General features: G+C 62.0%; 13 protein-coding genes. 8 read left to right on the top strand and 5 right to left on the bottom strand.

What is annotated here, in order from left to right; all coding sequences use genetic code 11:
- Positions 1 to 5: 5 nt before the first annotated feature.
- The 4 genes from PspTeo4_RS19815 to PspTeo4_RS19800 all read left to right on the top strand — a co-directional run bounded on the left by PspTeo4_RS19815 (position 6) and on the right by PspTeo4_RS19800 (position 4,627).
- A complete protein-coding gene (locus PspTeo4_RS19815; protein WP_322365626.1) occupies positions 6 to 524 on the top strand; it encodes a dihydrofolate reductase in 519 nt (172 codons plus the stop codon).
- 90 nt (positions 525 to 614) lie between these two features.
- Positions 615 to 1,148: an RNA polymerase sigma factor gene (locus PspTeo4_RS19810; protein ID WP_322365625.1), complete on the top strand. Its 534-nt coding sequence runs from the start codon at positions 615 to 617 to the stop codon at positions 1,146 to 1,148.
- Positions 1,145 to 2,113, top strand: a complete 969-nt coding sequence (locus PspTeo4_RS19805) for a FecR family protein (RefSeq protein ID WP_322365624.1) — start codon at positions 1,145 to 1,147, stop codon at positions 2,111 to 2,113. The genes PspTeo4_RS19810 and PspTeo4_RS19805 overlap by 4 nt, the downstream gene beginning before the upstream one ends.
- Before the next feature lie 129 nt (positions 2,114 to 2,242).
- Positions 2,243 to 4,627: a TonB-dependent siderophore receptor gene (locus tag PspTeo4_RS19800; protein ID WP_416196967.1), complete on the top strand. Its 2,385-nt coding sequence runs from the start codon at positions 2,243 to 2,245 to the stop codon at positions 4,625 to 4,627.
- Between the two features lie 105 nt (positions 4,628 to 4,732).
- Here the strand turns inward: PspTeo4_RS19800 and PspTeo4_RS19795 are convergent, their stop codons facing one another.
- Positions 4,733 to 6,124 carry an L-cystine transporter gene (locus PspTeo4_RS19795; RefSeq protein WP_322365623.1) on the bottom strand — a complete coding sequence of 464 codons (1,392 nt, stop codon included), beginning with the start codon at positions 6,122 to 6,124 and terminating at the stop codon, positions 4,733 to 4,735.
- 241 nt (positions 6,125 to 6,365) lie between these two features.
- On the opposite strand from PspTeo4_RS19795, the gene PspTeo4_RS19790 reads away from it, so the two are divergent.
- Positions 6,366 to 7,424 (top strand): haloacid dehalogenase-like hydrolase, encoded by a 1,059-nt coding sequence (locus PspTeo4_RS19790; protein WP_322365622.1) that lies wholly within the window; start codon positions 6,366 to 6,368, stop codon positions 7,422 to 7,424.
- A gap of 167 nt (positions 7,425 to 7,591) precedes the next feature.
- Here PspTeo4_RS19790 and ilvD read toward each other — a convergent pair whose 3' ends face one another.
- A complete protein-coding gene (ilvD, locus tag PspTeo4_RS19785; protein ID WP_322365621.1) occupies positions 7,592 to 9,433 on the bottom strand; it encodes a dihydroxy-acid dehydratase in 1,842 nt (613 codons plus the stop codon).
- Between the two features lie 479 nt (positions 9,434 to 9,912).
- Here ilvD and mgtE point away from each other — a divergent pair, with 479 nt between their 5' ends.
- The gene (mgtE, locus tag PspTeo4_RS19780) at positions 9,913 to 10,968 is read left to right on the top strand and encodes a magnesium transporter (RefSeq protein WP_322365620.1); all 1,056 of its coding nucleotides are present in this window, start codon (positions 9,913 to 9,915) and stop codon (positions 10,966 to 10,968) included.
- A gap of 138 nt (positions 10,969 to 11,106) precedes the next feature.
- On the opposite strand, the gene PspTeo4_RS19775 is transcribed toward mgtE, so the two are convergent.
- Positions 11,107 to 12,303, bottom strand: a complete 1,197-nt coding sequence (locus PspTeo4_RS19775) for a class I SAM-dependent rRNA methyltransferase (protein ID WP_322365618.1) — start codon at positions 12,301 to 12,303, stop codon at positions 11,107 to 11,109.
- 274 nt (positions 12,304 to 12,577) lie between these two features.
- Here PspTeo4_RS19775 and PspTeo4_RS19770 point away from each other — a divergent pair, with 274 nt between their 5' ends.
- The gene (locus PspTeo4_RS19770) at positions 12,578 to 13,393 is read left to right on the top strand and encodes an HDOD domain-containing protein (protein ID WP_322366900.1); all 816 of its coding nucleotides are present in this window, start codon (positions 12,578 to 12,580) and stop codon (positions 13,391 to 13,393) included.
- Between the two features lie 3 nt (positions 13,394 to 13,396).
- A complete protein-coding gene (gene mutM / locus PspTeo4_RS19765; RefSeq protein ID WP_322365617.1) occupies positions 13,397 to 14,209 on the top strand; it encodes a bifunctional DNA-formamidopyrimidine glycosylase/DNA-(apurinic or apyrimidinic site) lyase in 813 nt (270 codons plus the stop codon).
- 93 nt (positions 14,210 to 14,302) lie between these two features.
- Here mutM and PspTeo4_RS19760 read toward each other — a convergent pair whose 3' ends face one another.
- Both PspTeo4_RS19760 and coaD read right to left on the bottom strand, forming a co-directional pair.
- On the bottom strand, positions 14,303 to 14,554 hold the full coding sequence (locus PspTeo4_RS19760) for a YfhL family 4Fe-4S dicluster ferredoxin (RefSeq protein WP_016489663.1): 252 nt from the start codon (positions 14,552 to 14,554) through the stop codon (positions 14,303 to 14,305).
- A 107-nt stretch (positions 14,555 to 14,661) separates the two neighbouring features.
- Entirely contained in the window at positions 14,662 to 15,141 is a 480-nt protein-coding gene (coaD, locus tag PspTeo4_RS19755) for a pantetheine-phosphate adenylyltransferase (RefSeq protein WP_322365615.1), read from the bottom strand.
- Positions 15,142 to 15,155 lie beyond the last annotated feature (14 nt).

The following is a 15,155-nucleotide window of genomic DNA, read 5'->3' as shown; positions in this document are numbered from 1 at the left end:
CCGGTATGACTACCTCACTCCCCCTCAGCCTGATTGCGGCGCTCGCCGAGAACCGCGTAATCGGCATCGACAATTCCATGCCCTGGCATTTGCCGGGGGATTTCAAATATTTCAAGGCCACCACCCTGGGCAAGCCGATCATCATGGGGCGCAAGACCTGGGATTCTCTGGGGCGACCGCTGCCGGGGCGTTTGAACATCGTTGTCAGCCGCCAACCGGGCCTGCAACTGGCCGGGGCCGAGGTGTTCGCTTCGCTGGAAGCAGCCTTGGAGCGTGCTGAGCAATGGGCGCGCGAGCAGGGTGTCGATGAGCTGATGTTGATCGGCGGGGCGCAACTGTACGGGCAGGCGCTGGAGAAGGGGCTTGTGAGCCGGATGTACCTGACCCGCGTGGAGTTGTCTCCGGAAGGGGATGCCTGGTTCCCTGAGTTCGACAGGGCGCAGTGGGCGCTGCACTCGACTGACCCGCAACCCGCCGAGGGCCAGGGGCCCGCGTACCACTTCGAGGTGTGGGACAAGGCTTGAGGGGCAGGGCGGTAAATCGGTCCAATAATTGCGAATTCCTCTCATTCTCTGCTAGCGTTCGCTCCTCTCGACACCCGAGCAGGTTGCATCGTGTCTTCATGGAACAAGCAGATCGCCCGTCTGTTCACGGAGCATAAAAAGGCGCTCGAGGCCTTCGTCGCCCGTCGCACCGGCAATGCCCAGGTAGCCGCCGACCTGACCCAGGAGTCGTTCCTGCGTCTGGCGCGGTTGCCTGCGGACAAGAAGATCGACAACTTGCCGGCCTTCCTGTTTACCATCGCCAGCAACCTGGTCCGGGATCATCAGCGCCAGGCGATCCGCTCTGAACGCCTGGACGGCGGTGAGCCCAGCGATGAGCTGGCCAGCGATGCGCCGGGGGCCGAGCAACAGCTGGCCGAGCAGCAGGAGCAGGCCTTGATGCAGGCGGCAATTCAGGCTTTGCCAGAAGCGACTCGGCACATTTTTCTGCTTTACCATGTTGATGGCTGCACCTACCGCGAGATTGGCGAACGCATGAATGTCACCCCGCGTAGCGTCGAGTACCAGCTGCGGCGGGCGTTGCTCGACTGCCGAGGCTTCATCAAGGCGCGGTTGGCGGGCAAGAACGGGACATCACGCCCATGAGTTTCGACCCCATGAATCCGCATAACGTTGACGCCGACCAAGGCGAAGCGCTGTTCGAGCAGGCTACGGCCTGGTATTACCGTTTGCAGGCTGAGGACGTGACGGCCGAGGAACGGCTAGCGTTCATCCAGTGGCAGGCCTTGGGGCCGGAGCAGGCGCAGGCCTGGGATGAGGTGATTGCGCTGCTTGGGGCGCTGCGTGAGCCTGCCCGGCAGGTTCGCCAGCAGCAACGCCAGGCCTGGCGAGGTGCTGAGCGACGGCGCTGGCCCTGGGCGGTGGCGGCGATGCTGCTGCTTGGGCTACTGATTGCGCAAACGCCTTGGCCTGAACGGTGGCGTGCCGACTATGCCACTGCCACGGGCGAATCGCGCAGTATCAGGCTCGACGATGGTTCCTTACTGCAGTTGAACACCGACAGCGCTGTGCAGGTGGCCTTGGAGCCAGGCGAGCGCAGGGTTCGATTGCTTCGCGGCGAGGCCTGGTTCGAAGTGACCCGTGACCCCGAAAGGCCGTTCGTGGTGCGTGCCGGCGAGGGATGGGTTCGGGTGGTCGGTACGCGCTTCAGTGTGACCCACGACGACGACCAGACCCGCGTGCAGGTTGCCCAGGGCAAGGTCGAAGTACGCGCCGGTGAAGGCCCGAGCGTGTATCTCGAGCCGGGGCTGGCGGTGGAGTACGGTGCGGGGGCTCTGGGTGTGGTCCACAGCTTCGACCTGAACAGCGGCTTTGCCTGGCGTCAGCGACAGCTGGTGTTCAGCCAGCGACCGCTGGGCGAGGTGGTGGCGCAGTTGAACCGCTACTGGTCAGGTCAGACCCTGGTCTTCGGCGAGCAGTTGCGTCAGCGCAAGGTTTCCGGGGTGTTCGAGATCGACAAGCCAGATGCCGTGCTCAAGGCATTGACCCATACACTCAGCCTGCGTGCCGAGCAGTACACGCCTTATCTGCGGGTATTGCGCGAGCGCTGAGAATTTTTTCAGAAATGTTCAGGGTTTTTCCGTGAAGCGACGTCCTTGAAATGGTAGGCGCAAATAATAAGCACTCTCAGACAGTGCTGCGCAGTTCCATGACTTGGATGAATTCGGGGAGCTTCACTGATGAACAACACCGCCACTCGGACCCTGCTTGGTCTGGCCATATCGCTGGGCAGCGTCGCGCTCGTCGCGCCGAATCTGGCCTGCGCAGCAGCTCAGGCGCAGGTCTACCGATTCGAGATCGCGCCGCAGTCGCTGGACTCGGCGCTGGCGGCCTTCAGTTCGGTGACGCGGATTCAGGTGCTGGTCCCAGGCGAGTTCACTCAGGGACTGCGCTCGCCGGGCCTGAGTGGCAGTTATCCACAGGACCAGGCGCTCGCACGCCTTCTGCAGGGGACCGGCCTGCGGGCAACCTACATAGACGGCGACAGTGTCACTCTTGACCGCAACCAGGGCGAGGCCGATTCGGCCTTGCAACTGGGGGCGACCTCGGTCAGCAGCCAATTGCTCGGCGCCACTACCGAAGGTAGCCAGTCCTATACCACTGGCGCCCTGACCATCGGTAAAGGCGAGCAGAAGCTCAAGGACATTCCACAGTCGGTGTCCGTGGTCACCCGCCAGCGGCTCGACGACCAGAACATGAACAGCCTGCAGGACGCCATGCGTCAGGTTACCGGGGCGACGATCAAGAGCTACAACACGGGCTCCAACCTCAACGATGTGTACATCCGCGGCTTCCTGGTCGACCAGGTGCAAGTCGACGGTGTGTCGCAGCTCACCGGCCAGGGCGATATGGCGACGGCTTTCGACCTGGCCATGTACGACCGGGTCGAGGTTCTGCGTGGGCCGTCGGGGCTGTATCAGGGCGCGGGTGAACCCGGCGGTACCATCAACTTGGTGCGCAAGCGTGCACTGGGGCAATTCGGCCTGAGCGGCGAACTGTCGGCGGGCAGCTGGGACCGTTATCACTCAAGCATCGACGTCACCGGGCCGCTCAACGACGAAGGCACCCTGCGCGGGCGCTTCGTGACCGCTTACGAAAACAACCAGTCGTTCGTCGACTACGCACAGAACGAACGCCCCATGGTCTATGGCCGCCTGGAGTACGACCTGAGTCCGGCTACCACCGTCTCGCTCGGCGGCGCTTACCAGCGTAATAACTCCACCCCGGCGTTCGGCCTCCCGGCCTATGCCGATGGCAGGCTGCTGGATGTCAGCCGTTCGACCTTCGTCGACGCCAAGTGGAACGAGATGGATGAGCGCGTCTGGGAAGGTTTCCTGGAAGTGGATCATGCCCTGGATAACGGCGGCCAGTTCAAGACCTCGCTCAGTTACCGCGATGCCGAGACGCCAACACGCAATTTCACCTGGACCGACGGCGCCGTGGACCCTGCGACCGGTGCCAGCTCCGCCGTGGCCTATGCCTACTACACCCATATCAAGACCCTCGGCCTGGACAGCTTCGTCACCTTGCCGGTGCAGGCGTTCGGCCGCGAGCATGAATTCACCGTCGGCGCGGAGTACCAGCACCTGGACAAGGACTTCACCTACGGTGGTGGCGAGTACTTCGACATCAATGTCTTCGACCCGGGCAGCATCGATATCCCCAAGCGCGACTACACCATGGACAATGGCAACTGGTCGAAATCCAAGCAGTACGGCCTGTACGCCCGCAGCAAGGTCAACGTGACCGACTGGCTCGATGTGATTGTCGGCAGCCGGGTTACCTGGTTCGAGAGCGAGGGGCGTAATGCCAACGCTTTTTTCAACAACTTCACCAACACCGAAACCAACATCGACCGCAAGGTGATCCCCTACGCGGCTCTGGTAGCCAAGCTGACACCTGAGTTGTCGGCCTATGCCAGCTACACCAGTGTGTTCAAGCCGCAGACCGAGGTGGACTCCCTTGGCCAGCCTATCGATCCGCGCAAGGGCAAGCAGTACGAGCTGGGGCTCAAGCGGTCCTTTCTCGACGGCCGCCTGAACGGCAGCGTCGCAGTGTTTCGCATCTACGACGAGAACCGCGCGCAGCTGGTTTCGCAGACCTCTTACTACGAGGCCCAGGCGAAAGTGCGCAGCCAGGGATGGGAGACCGAACTGACCGGAAACATCACCGATAACTGGAGCATCGCCACCGGTTATGCCTTCACGATGCTCAAGTCGATGAGCGACGAGAGCTATCAGGGCATCACCATCACCCCGAAGCACAACTTCAACCTGTGGACGCGCTATGCATTCAGCGACGGGCCGCTGGAAGGTTTCAGTGTCGGTGGCGGGGTGCGGGCAGTCAGTGCCACCTACTACAAGCGTGATGTGGACTTCGTCCAGGGCGGTTACAGCGTGGCGACGGCACAGGTCGGGTACCGCTTCAACCGTAATTTGTCGGCGACGCTGACGGCCAACAACCTGTTCGATCGCAAGTACTACGATCGGGTGGACAGTTCGTGGGGGTCGAACTTCTATGGCGAGCCACGCAACCTGACGCTGACGCTTCGGGCCAGCTACTGATCAGGTGCCTTGTGCGGCTTGTGGCCCTATCGCCGACAAGCCGGCTCCTATCAAGAGTGGGAGCTGGCTTGCCAGCGATTGGGCTGCAGAGCAGCCCCGGCAGACTTAGGTGTGGCTCAACTCGGCATGCTGATCACCGGCCAGCACGGCCTTGTCGGTCTCTTTCAACAGCTGGCTGGTGACCACGCCCGCAGTCATCGAGCCATTCACGTTCAGCGCCGTGCGGCCCATGTCGATCAGCGGCTCTACCGAGATCAACAGCGCCACCAGCTCCACTGGCAGGCCCATGGCCGGCAGCACGATCAGCGCGGCGAAGGTCGCGCCACCGCCGACGCCTGCAACGCCCGCCGAACTCAGGGTGACGATGGCAACCAAGGTGGCGATCCACAGCGGATCGAAGGTGTCGATGCCCACCGCTGGCGCGACCATTACTGCGAGCATCGCCGGGTACAGGCCGGCGCAGCCGTTCTGGCCGATGGTCGCGCCGAACGAGGCGCTGAAGCTGGCGATCGATTGCGGGACGCCCAGGCGACGGGTCTGCGCTTCGATGTTCAACGGGATGCTGGCGGCGCTGGAGCGGCTGGTGAAGGCAAAGGTCAGCACTGGCCAGACCTTGCGGAAGAAGCGCAGCGGGCTGACACCGGTGATGGCCAGGATCACGCCGTGCACCACGAACATCAGGCCCAGGCCAAGGTACGACACCAGCACGAAACTGCCGAGCTTGAGGATGTCGTCCAGGTTGGAGCTGGCGACCACCTTGGTCATCAGTGCCAGCACGCCATAAGGCGTGAGTTTCATGACCAGGCGAACCAGGCGCATCACCCAGGCTTGCAGGGTGTCGATGGCCGATAGTGCGCGCGACCCCTTCTCGGCGTCATCCTTGATCAGCTGCAATGCGGCCAGGCCGACGAACACGGCGAAAATCACCACGCTGATGATCGAAGTGGGTTTGGCTCGGGCCAGGTCGCCCACCGGGTTGCTGGGGACGAACGACAGCAGCAGCTGCGGGATGTTGAGGTCGGCGACCTTGCCTGCGTAGTCGCTGTGGATGGCCTGCAGGCGTGCGCTCTCCTGGACTCCGGCCACCAGGCCTTCGGCGCTCAGGCCGAACAGGTTGGTCAGGGCGATGCCGATCAGCGCGGCAATGGCCGTGGTCAGCAGCAGGGTGCCGATGCTGAGTACGCTGATGCGACCGAGCGATGAGGCATTGTGCAGGCGCGCCACGGCGCTGAGGATCGAGGCGAAGATCAGCGGCATGACGATCATCTGCAGCAAGCCGACGTAGCCATTGCCGACCAGGTCGAGCCAGCCGATGGTGGCCTTGAGCACTGGATGGCCCGCGCCGTAAAGCGTATGCAGCACCAGGCCGAACACTACGCCCAGCACCAGGCCCAGCAGGACCTTCTTGGCCAGGCTCCAGTCGGTGCGGCGGGTTTGCGCCAGGCCCAGCAACAAGGCCAGGAACGCCAGCAGGTTGAGTGACAACGGCAGGTTCATTGAAGCTCCAGGAAAAAGCAGAAGAGGCATCGCCTCTGTGAGCGATTGCGAACAGAAATGCTAACAGCCTGAAAACAAACGAATTTATATCTAAATGTAATTTAGATAGTCGTTTATGGAATAACAGCATGTCGCAGATGGCAATGAACACGACGTTTGCAGGTGTGTGAAGGTCGTTGTGGGGGGAGGCTCGTGCGAATTTCTGGACTAGTTTTTTTCGATCATTTCAGGAGATGCGTGCATGAAGTTCGCTCCGAAAGTTTTTGCCGTTGGCCTTTCCCTGCTGTTCAGTGTCGAAACCTGGGCTGCAACCGAGCTCAAGCACTGGCCCGCGGAGGCGGCCAAACAGCTGAATTCGATGATCGCCGCCAACGCCAACAAGGGTAATTACGCGGTATTCGACATGGACAACACCAGCTACCGCTTCGACCTTGAAGAATCGCTGCTGCCGTTCATGGAAAACAAAGGGTTGCTCTCGCGAGACAAGCTCGACCCTTCTCTCAAACTGATTCCATTCAAGGACACCGCCGAGCACAAGGAGAGCCTGTTCAGTTACTACTACCGCCTGTGCGAGATCGACGACATGGTCTGCTACCCGTGGGTGGCGCAGGTGTTTTCCGGGTTCACGTTGAAAGAGCTGAAGGTCCAGGTCGATGAGCTCATGGCCTCTGGCAAACCGGTGCCCAGTACTTACTACGAAGGCGATCAGGTAAAAACCATCGAGGTGCAGCCGCCCAAGGTCTTCACTGGCCAGGCTGAGCTGTACAACAAGTTGATGGAGAACGGTATCGAGGTTTATGTGATTTCGGCCGCCTCGGAAGAACTGGTGCGCATGGTCGCCTCCGACCCCAAGTACGGTTACAACGTGAAGCCTGAGAATGTAATCGGCGTGAGCTTGCTGCTCAAGGACCGCGCCAGTGGCCAGCTGACCACGGCGCGCAAGCAGATCACCGAGGGCAAATATGACGCCAAGGCCAATGAGGGGTTGGAGTTGACCCCTTACCTGTGGACCCCAGCCACCTGGATGGCAGGCAAGCAGGCGGCGATTCTTACGTACATCGACCAGTGGAAGAAGCCGGTCCTGGTGGGTGGTGACACGCCAACGAGCGATGGCTACATGCAGTTCCATGGGGTGGATGTGAGCAAGGGCGGTATCCACCTGTGGATAAACCGCAAGGCCAAGTACATGGACCAGCTCAACGGGATGATCGCGAAGAACGCGGCGGCACAGGCCAAGGAAGGTTTGCCGGTGACGGCGGACAAGAACTGGGTGATCGTGACGCCGGAGCAGATTCAGTAAGACGGCTATTGTCTGTTCAGGCCTGTTCGCGGGTAAACCCGCTCCCACAGGAGCCTCACCGCTCTCGGAGCCCGTGGGGTACCTGTGGGAGCGGGTTTACCCGCGAACAGACTGGGCGGGCAAAAAAAACCGGCGCACCAGGCGCCGGTCTTCAATGCCTCCGAGCCTTACAGCCCTTCGAGCATCGCCTTGTTGCGCACCGCACCCTTGTCGGCACTGGTCGCCAGCAGGGCGTAGGCCTTGAGCGCGGTGGTCACTTTGCGTGGACGCGCCTCAACCGGTTTCCAGCCCTTCTTGTCCTGCTCGACGCGACGTTCAGCCAGCTCTTCGTCGCTGACCAGCAGGTTGATCGAACGGTTGGGGATGTCGATGAGGATCTTGTCGCCATCGCGAACCAGGCCAATGGCACCACCGGCAGCGGCCTCTGGCGAGGCGTGGCCGATCGACAGGCCCGAGGTACCGCCAGAGAAGCGGCCGTCGGTGAGCAGGGCGCAGGCCTTGCCCAGGCCTTTGGACTTCAGGTACGAGGTCGGGTAGAGCATTTCCTGCATGCCCGGGCCGCCTTTCGGGCCTTCGTAGCGGATGATGACGATGTCACCTGCCTTCACTTCGTCGGCAAGAATGCCGCGAACGGCGCTGTCCTGGCTTTCGAAGATCTTCGCGGTGCCTTCGAACACGTGGATCGACTCATCGACGCCAGCGGTCTTGACCACACAGCCGTCGAGGGCGATGTTGCCGTACAGCACGGCCAGGCCGCCTTCTTGCGAATAGGCATGCTCGAAGCTGCGGATACAGCCTTCGGCACGGTCGTCGTCCAGGGTTTCCCAACGGGTCGACTGGCTGAACGCAGTCTGGGTCGGGATGCCTGCCGGGCCAGCCTTGAAGAAGGTATGCACGGCTTCGTCATCGGTCTGGGTGATGTCCCATTTGGCGATGGCTTCTTCCATGCTGCGGCTGTGCACGGTCGGCAGGTCGGTGTGCAGCAGGCCGCCACGGGCCAGCGAACCGAGGATGCTGAAGATGCCGCCAGCGCGGTGGACGTCTTCCATGTGGTACTTCTGGATGTTCGGCGCGACTTTGCACAGTTGCGGCACCTTGCGCGACAGACGGTCGATGTCGCGCAGGTCGAAGGCCACTTCGGCTTCCTGAGCCGCGGCCAGCAGGTGCAGGATGGTGTTGGTCGAACCGCCCATGGCGATGTCCAGCATCATGGCGTTTTCGAACGCCTTGAAGTTGGCGATGTTGCGCGGCAGCACCGACTCATCGTTCTCGCCGTAGTAACGCTTGCACAGCTCGACGATGGTGCGGCCAGCGGTGAGGAACAGCTGTTCGCGGTCGGAGTGGGTGGCCAGGGTCGAACCGTTGCCCGGCAGGGCGAGGCCCAGGGCTTCGGTCAGGCAGTTCATCGAGTTGGCGGTGAACATGCCGGAGCAGGAACCACAGGTCGGGCAGGCACTGCGCTCGTATTCGGCAACTTTTTCGTCGCTGGCCGTCGAGTCGGCGGCGATGACCATGGCGTCGACCAGGTCCAGGCCGTGGCTGGCAAGCTTGGTCTTGCCGGCCTCCATCGGGCCACCGGAGACGAAGATCACCGGGATGTTCAGGCGCAGGGCGGCCATCAGCATGCCGGGGGTGATCTTGTCGCAGTTGGAAATGCACACGATGGCGTCGGCGCAGTGCGCGTTGACCATGTACTCCACGGCGTCGGCGATGATCTCGCGGCTCGGCAGGGAGTACAGCATGCCGTCGTGGCCCATGGCGATGCCGTCGTCGACCGCGATGGTGTTGAACTCTTTGGCCACACCACCGGCACGTTCGATTTCGCGGGCAACCAGCTGACCCAGGTCCTTCAGGTGCACGTGGCCCGGGACGAACTGGGTGAACGAGTTGGCGATGGCGATGATCGGTTTCTTGAAGTCTTCGTCTTTCATCCCGGTGGCGCGCCACAGGGCACGGGCGCCGGCCATGTTGCGGCCTTGGGTGGATGTCTTGGAACGATAATCAGGCATGAAGCACTCCTGGCGGCTAAATCAGGTCACAAAAAGGGGAGTGAGCTTCTCTTGTCCTTTGCGCCGAAGGCCGGTTGCCACTGGCACGGATGAGGCCGAAGACACTGCGGGATCGCCGCAAGTTCGACCAGAGCTCATAAACCCGCCGGGGATGACTGGCGATGAATAGGTCGATTCTACACCGCTGGCGCCTTGAGGGAATGGCGATGTGTCTGGGCGGTGGCTTTGCTCGCATGGCCGGTCGTTTGTAGGACCCTTCCGAAACGCTGCCAAGGGGGCTGACAGGCCCGCCATGGCTACTTATGATCCGCCGCGCCGCATGTGCGGTTTCACGAGACAAGACCTCAATGGACCTTCCCAGTTTCAGTTCATACCGAACCTGCAAATTGGCACTGAGCGCGCCGTCGCCAGGGCTGCCGAAGGCTTGAGTCCATGTGACTGAGGTCTGTGGGCGCCTGGGTCGGCGCCTGGAGAACCTCATGCACCACGTTTCCGATGTTCACGTTTCACCCTTCGATCTGCGCCAGGCCGCCCAGGCGCGGCGCAATGACCTGCTGCATCCTGACGGATACCCCGAGGGCACCGCGGGCCACCTGATGACCAGCGAGTATTCGAGCCTGGACGCCGGCCTGAGTGCCAGCCAGGCCATCGACATGCTGCGTCGGGAAGCGGCCGATGCCGAAACGATCTACCAGTCCTATGTGCTCGACGAGCGGCGCAACCTGGTAGGGACTCTTTCTCTGCGCGAGCTGATCCTGGCCGCGCCCGACCAGCCTATCGAGCACATCATGGTGCGCAGCGTCATTTGTGCCTGCACCAGCACCCGCCGGGAAGAGGTCGCCCGCCTGATCCGTGAGCATGACTTGCTGGCGGTGCCGGTACTCGACGAGGTGGGGCGCCTGGTGGGTATCGTGACCTGTGACGACGCGCTCGATGTGGTGGTAGAAGAAGCCACCGAAGACTTCCACAAAGGGGCGTCGATCACTAACCATGTCGGCAACCTCCGGGATGCCACCGTCGGCCTGCTGTACCGCAAGCGGGTGCTATGGCTGGTGTTGCTGGTGTTCGGCAACTTGTTTTCGGGGGCTGGCATTGCTGCTTTCGAGGAAACCATCGCCGCGCATATCGCTCTGGTGTTCTTCCTGCCCCTGCTGGTAGACAGCGGCGGCAACGCTGGGGCGCAGTCGGCGACCTTGATGGTCCGGGGGTTGGCGACAGGAGAAGTGATGATGCGCGACTGGCTGCGCATGCTCGGGCGTGAATGTGGGGTTGCGCTGGCGCTGGGAGGGACCATGGCTGTGGCGGTGGCATCACTTGGCGTTCTGCGCGGTGGCCCGGACATCGCCGTGATCGTTGCCAGCAGCATGCTGGTGATCGTGCTGGTGGGTAGCCTGATCGGCATGAGCCTGCCATTCATGTTCACCAGGCTGAAGCTTGACCCGGCCACGGCCAGCGGTCCGCTGGTGACCTCGATTGCCGATGCAGCGGGGGTGCTGGTGTATTTCGGGATTGCTTCGTACGTGCTGGAGATCTGACCGGCCAAATCCCCTTCAGGCCAATAAACGGCATTGTGGGAGCGGGTTTACCCGCGAATACGAGGGTGAAATCACCGACGCTTTCGCGGGTAAACCCGCTCCCACAGGTACTGCCCAGCCCTCAGGTAGCGGGCTGAATCAGCTGTTAGGCAGCAATCGGCAGGTAATGCTCTTGATGTAGCGGGTTTCGGCAATGGCCGGGTGTACCGGGTGGTCCGGACCTTGGCCGCCGCGTTCGAGCAGCTGCATATTGCGGTCGAGGTGGCGGGCGCTGGTCAGCAGGATGTTGTGCAGGTCGTCTTCAGGCAGGTGCATGGAGCACGAGGCGCTGACCAGAATGCCGTCCTTGGTCAGCATGCGCATGGCCTGTTCGTTGAGGCGGCGGTAAGCCGCTTCACCGTTCTTCAGGTCTTTCTTGCGCTTGATGAAGGCGGGTGGGTCGGCAATGATCACGTCGAAACGCTCTTCGGCGGCCTTCAGCTCACGCAAAGCCTCGAACACATCGCCTTCGATGCAGGTCAGCTTCTCGCTGATGCCGTTCAGTGCAGCGTTGCGCTCCACGCCGTCCAGGGCAAAGCCCGAGGCGTCAACGCAGAACACTTCGCTGGCGCCGAATGCGCCGGCTTGCACACCCCAGCCGCCGATGTAGCTGAACAGGTCGAGTACGCGCTTGCCTTTCACGTAGGGGGCCAGGCGCGCGCGGTTCATGCGGTGGTCGTAGAACCAGCCGGTTTTCTGGCCTTCACGCACGGGGGCTTCGAATTTCACGCCGTTCTCTTCCAGCGCAACCCAGTCCGGGACTTCGCCGTAGACCGTTTCGACGTAGCGCTGCAGGCCTTCGGCGTCACGGGCAGCGGAGTCGTTCTTGAACAGAATGCCGCTGGGCTTGAGCACCTGGACCAAGGCTGCAATGACGTCATCCTTGTGCTGTTCCATGGTGGCCGAAGCCAGCTGGACCACGAGGATGTCGAAGAATCGGTCCACCACCAGGCCCGGCAGCAGATCGGAGTCGCCGTATACCAGGCGGTAGCAAGGCTTGTCGAACAGGCGCTCGCGCAGGGACAGTGCGACGTTCAAGCGGTGGACCAGCAGCGACTTGTCCAGCGGCAGCTTGGCATCGCGCGACAGCAGGCGGGCGCAAATCAGGTTGTTCGGGCTCAGTGCCACGATGCCCAGGGGCTTGCCGTTGGCTGCCTCCAGAACCGCCTGCTGCCCGGCCTGCAGGCCTTGCAGCGGGGTCGCGCTTACGTCGACTTCATTGCTGTAGACCCACAGGTGGCCGGCACGCAGGCGGCGGTCGGCATTGGCTTTGAGGCGAAGGCTGGGCAGGGACATGACGTCGCTCCGGGAAAAAAGAGCGGGATTATATCCTTTTGCTACGGGGTCCGGTGTAGGGCGCGACCAAGTGGTGGCCCCAATCGCCGGCAAGCCGGCTCCCACAGGGATCGCACAGCTTTCTAGAAACCGAGCAAGACAGTTGTTCCCACAGGATTGCGCCGGACTAGGTGCTGATTATCTGGGTTAGAATCCCTCCGAACTTCACGAGTATGCACGCATGTCCCAAGAACTCAGCGCCGAACAGATCCAGCAAGCCTTGCAAGGCATCACCATTCCGCCGCAACCGCAAATCATGGTCGATTTGCAGTTCGAGCAGTACATGCCTGACCCGGACCTGGAAACCATCGCCAAGCTGATTTCCCAGGACCCCGGCCTCTCAGGGGCCTTGCTGAAACTGGTGAATTCCCCACAGTTCGGCCTTTCCAACAAGATCGGTTCGATCCAGCGTGCGGTGAACCTGTTGGGCAGCCGCTCGATCATCAACCTGATCAACGCCCAGTCCATCAAGGGCGAAATGAGCGACGAGACCATCGTCACCCTCAACCGCTTCTGGGACACCGCCCAGGATGTGGCCATGACCTGTCTGACGCTGGCCAAACGTACCGGTATTCAGGCCGTGGACGAGGCTTACACGCTCGGCTTGTTCCATGATTGCGGCGTACCGCTGATGCTCAAGCGCTTCCCAGATTACATGGATGTGCTTGAAGAGGCCTACGCCAAGGCCGGCGAAGAAACCCGTGTGGTCGATACCGAAAACCGGGCCTTCAACACCAACCATTCGGTGGTCGGCTACTTCACCGCCAAATCCTGGCGTCTGCCGGAACACATCAGCGCGGCCATCGCCAACCATCACAACGCCTTGGCGGTGTTCCGCGATGAGTCCTCGCGCAATACCCAGACCCAGCTGAAGAACCTGCTGGCGGTTCTGAAGATGGCCGAGCATATCTGTGCCTCCCACCGGGTGTTGGGCAACCAGGCCGTCGATCATGAGTGGAATGTAGTCGGCCCGCTGGTGCTCGATTACATCGGGTTGTCGGAGTACGACTTCGAGAACCTCAAGCAGACCCTGCGCGAGATGGGGCACTGATCCATGCCGGAGTTGCCAGAAGTCGAAACGACCCGGCGCGGTATCGAACCCCATCTGGTCGGGCAGCGCGTCAGTCGTGTTGTGGTGCGCGACCGGCGGTTGCGCTGGCCGATCCCCGAAGATCTGGATGTGCGCCTGTCGGGCCAGCGCATTGTCAGCGTCGATCGACGGGCCAAGTACCTGCTGATCAATGCTGAAGTCGGGACCTTGATCAGCCACTTGGGCATGTCCGGTAATTTGCGTCTGGTGGAGCTGGGCCTGCCAGCTGCCAAGCACGAACATGTCGACATCGAGCTGGAGTCCGGCTTGATGCTGCGCTACACCGACCCGCGGCGCTTCGGTGCGATGCTCTGGAGCCTCGACCCGTTCAATCACGAGTTGTTGCTGCGCCTGGGGCCGGAGCCGCTGACCGACCTGTTCGATGGCGAGCGTCTGTTCCAGCTGTCGCGCGGGCGTTCGATGGCGGTGAAGCCGTTCATCATGGACAACGCGGTGGTGGTAGGGGTGGGCAACATTTACGCCACCGAGGCGCTATTTGCCGCCGGTATCGACCCGCGCCGTGAGGCGGGCGGTATTTCCCGGGCGCGCTACCTGCGGCTGGCCATCGAGATCAAGCGCGTGCTGGCGGCGGCTATCGAGCAAGGTGGCACGACCCTGCGCGACTTTATTGGTGGCGACGGACAGCCGGGCTACTTCCAGCAGGAATTGTTCGTTTATGGACGAGGCGAGATGCCGTGCAAGGTATGTGGCACGACCTTGCGTGAGGTGAAGCTGGGGCAGCGGGCGAGTGTGTTCTGCCCACGCTGTCAGCGCTGATCTTGAGGGCCAGAAGGGCCAGATCGCCGGCAAGCCGGCTCCTACAGGTGCGGTGAGAGCGCTGTGGGAGCCGGCTTGCCGGCGATAGCGGTATCAGTCTTTACCCGTGATCCGGCGGTACTTGGCCATCAGCTGTTCTTCGGTCTCCGGGTGGGCTTCATCCAGCGGGATGCAGTCGACCGGGCAGACCTGCTGGCATTGCGGCTCGTCATAGTGGCCTACGCACTGGGTGCACAGGTTGGGGTCGATCACGTAGATCTCTTCGCCTTGAGAGATGGCCTCGTTCGGGCACTCGGGTTCGCAGACGTCGCAGTTGATGCAATCGTCGGTGATGATCAGGGACATGGGGACTCCGGCCGGGGCTCATCGCCCGGGCATGTTCAACGCGGTAGGCACAATTGTGCCGCATTCGCGCCCGCAGTGCACGCGGGCGCGAATGCCTGGTGCGGGTCTTACTTCTTGAAGCGCTCGGTCAGGGCCTCGGCGACCGCCGGGTGGACGAACTTGCTGATGTCGCCGCCCAGTGCCGCAATTTCCCGAACCAGCGTCGAGGAAATGAACGAATACCGCTCCGAAGGCGTCAGGAACAGGCTTTCGACGTCGGGCGCCAGCTGCCGGTTCATGTTCGCCAGCTGGAATTCGTATTCGAAGTCGGACACTGCACGCAGGCCACGCAGGAAGACGTTGGCATTCTTCTCTTTGGCGAAATGCGCCAACAGGGTGGAGAAGCCGATGACTTCGACATTGGGCAGGTGCTTGGTGACCTCACGAGCCAGCTCTACCCGTTGTTCCAAGGGGAACAGGGGGTTTTTCTTGGGGCTGGCCGCCACAGCGATGATCACGTGGTCGAACAGGCGCGAAGCGCGCTCGACCAGGTCGCCATGGCCCTTGGTAATGGGGTCGAAAGTACCCGGGTACAACACTCGGTTCATCGCGTCATCCTGGC

Source organism: Pseudomonas sp. Teo4, from assembly GCF_034387475.1.
GTDB lineage: Bacteria > Pseudomonadota > Gammaproteobacteria > Pseudomonadales > Pseudomonadaceae > Aquipseudomonas.
The sequence above is the reverse complement of the archived record's forward strand: the minus strand, read 5'-3'. Positions and strand labels throughout refer to the sequence as shown.

What these genes read in the sequence shown, in the direction of transcription:
- PspTeo4_RS19790 (WP_322365622.1), top strand. Translation starts at nt 6,366, where the DNA reads ATGAAGTTCGCTCCGAAAGTTTTTGCCGTTGGCCTTTCCCTGCTGTTC.
- PspTeo4_RS19795 (WP_322365623.1), bottom strand. Translation starts at nt 6,124, where the DNA reads ATGAACCTGCCGTTGTCACTCAACCTGCTGGCGTTCCTGGCCTTGTTG.
- coaD (WP_322365615.1), bottom strand. Translation starts at nt 15,141, where the DNA reads ATGAACCGAGTGTTGTACCCGGGTACTTTCGACCCCATTACCAAGGGC.
- PspTeo4_RS19775 (WP_322365618.1), bottom strand. Translation starts at nt 12,303, where the DNA reads ATGTCCCTGCCCAGCCTTCGCCTCAAAGCCAATGCCGACCGCCGCCTG.
- PspTeo4_RS19815 (WP_322365626.1), top strand. Translation starts at nt 6, where the DNA reads ATGACTACCTCACTCCCCCTCAGCCTGATTGCGGCGCTCGCCGAGAAC.
- PspTeo4_RS19800 (WP_416196967.1), top strand. Translation starts at nt 2,243, where the DNA reads ATGAACAACACCGCCACTCGGACCCTGCTTGGTCTGGCCATATCGCTG.
- PspTeo4_RS19760 (WP_016489663.1), bottom strand. Translation starts at nt 14,554, where the DNA reads ATGTCCCTGATCATCACCGACGATTGCATCAACTGCGACGTCTGCGAA.
- mutM (WP_322365617.1), top strand. Translation starts at nt 13,397, where the DNA reads ATGCCGGAGTTGCCAGAAGTCGAAACGACCCGGCGCGGTATCGAACCC.
- ilvD (WP_322365621.1), bottom strand. Translation starts at nt 9,433, where the DNA reads ATGCCTGATTATCGTTCCAAGACATCCACCCAAGGCCGCAACATGGCC.
- PspTeo4_RS19805 (WP_322365624.1), top strand. Translation starts at nt 1,145, where the DNA reads ATGAGTTTCGACCCCATGAATCCGCATAACGTTGACGCCGACCAAGGC.
- mgtE (WP_322365620.1), top strand. Translation starts at nt 9,913, where the DNA reads ATGCACCACGTTTCCGATGTTCACGTTTCACCCTTCGATCTGCGCCAG.